A 1,749-nucleotide genomic window follows, 5' to 3' on the forward strand; every position below is an offset into this window, starting at 1 on the left:
CAGATTGTCGACAAAAGGGGTTCGGAATGGTCTCATTCCGAACCCCTTTTGTGTTCAAGTACAAATTTTTCATCCAGAAAGGGCAGGTTGGATGGGTCCTAACCTGTTTTTCAGGCCTAACCTGTTTTTCAGGCCAATTTTGGACTTTTCCAGGTCCAACTGGCCAACTTCTTGAGATTCATTGCAGCGAAAGTAAGCATCGCCTGCATCGACAATTTTTTGAGTCCCCTCAAAGTTGTCCAACGCATACCATGCTTTTCCTTTGCATCTGCAAAAACGCGCTCTATTGTCTCCTTGCGCTTCTCATATATCGGTTTCACATCACTATGATGGCGAAGGTGGTCCATCTCTTCTACATACCCTTGCCAGATATGCCTCGTCACTACTTTTTGGTGATCCTTGCTTTCCGTGCATTTCGATAGGAATGGGCATGCAGCACAAAGATGCTTTTGGGACTTGTATTCCCGATAACCTTCTTTGTTCGTGGTGGAATAGTTCAGAACTTGCCCTGCCGGGCAAAGGTAACAGTCAAAATGTTCATCATAGACATAGTCGTGTTTCTTGAAAAATCCTTCTTTCGTTCTTGGTCGTGTATAGGGCATGGCTGGAATCATTTCGTTATCAATCAAATACTTGGCAATGGCAGGTGTTTTATAGGCTGCATCTGCGGCAACGGCTTTTGGTTTACCAACCTTTGAAATAACCTCTTTTACCAACGGCTCAAGGATATGGCTGTCATGAGTGTTTCCCGGTGTCACGATAGTACCTAGAATAAAACCATTACGGTCTGAGGCTGCATGAAAGGAATAGGCGAACTGTTTCGTCCTCTCATCCTTTACGTAGTAACCACTTTCTGGATCGGTTGTGCTTTCCTTAATCTCTTTCAATTCCTCTTTATCAAATTTGTCAGGAGGAAACGGCTTCTTCCCGTGGTCTTCACGGTCTTGATTTATTTCCTCCTCTAGCTTTTCTTGATAGGCGCGTGTTTCCTTACGTACTACTTTCTTAACGAGTTTACGCTTATTTGCGCTTGCCTTGACATGGGTTGAATCAATAAAGACATGTTCAGCACTCACCAGATTCTTCTCAGCTGCGGTCCGAAGAATCCGATAAAAAATCTGTTCAAATAAGTCCGTATCCTTGAAACGGCGTTCATAGTTCTTGCCAAAAGTAGAGAAGTGAGGAATTTTATCATGGAAACCAAAACCGAGGAACCACCGATAGGCCAGGTTCGTTTCAGCTTCCTTGATTGTCTGGCGCATTGAACGGATACCAAAGGTATATTGGATAAAAGCTAGTTTTATTAAAATGACAGGATCAATGCCAGGGCGTCCTATTTCAGAATACACATCCTTCACAAGATCATAAATAAAGGAGAAATCGATGGCGGCCTCAATCTTTCGGACCAAATGGTCCTCTGGAACCAATTGATCCAACGCTACAAATTCTATTTGATTCCTCTGAATGGAACTGTGTTTTGAAATCATATTTATCACCTCAAGCATTTTATATATACATTTTAAAATATTCTTTCACTCAGTCCAATAATGGATTTATGTAGGTTGATTGGAGTGGAAGGCGCGAGACTCCTGCGGGAAAAGCAGGCCAGGGGAGACCCCGCAGGCGCAGTTTGCCGAGGAGGCTCCCGGACTGCCCGCGGAAAGGGAGCGCCTGGAACGCAAATCAACAAGCTATACAAAAAAAGACTGTAGTCAAACCCGATTTAGTTCGAGTTTGTCTACAGTCTGA

Annotated in this window: 1 protein-coding gene; it reads right to left on the minus strand. The window is 43.7% G+C overall.

The genetic code is table 11. From position 1 onward, the window contains the following. Positions 1-128: 128 nt before the first annotated feature. Positions 129-1,487, minus strand: coding sequence for an IS1182 family transposase (locus A8F94_RS07560; RefSeq protein WP_066197919.1), 1,359 nt, complete (start codon positions 1,485-1,487; stop codon positions 129-131). Positions 1,488-1,749 lie beyond the last annotated feature (262 nt).

Origin of the sequence: Bacillus sp. FJAT-27225 (assembly GCF_001685025.1) — a bacterium.
In the GTDB taxonomy this organism is placed as follows: Bacteria; Bacillota; Bacilli; order Bacillales; family Cytobacillaceae; genus Bacillus_D.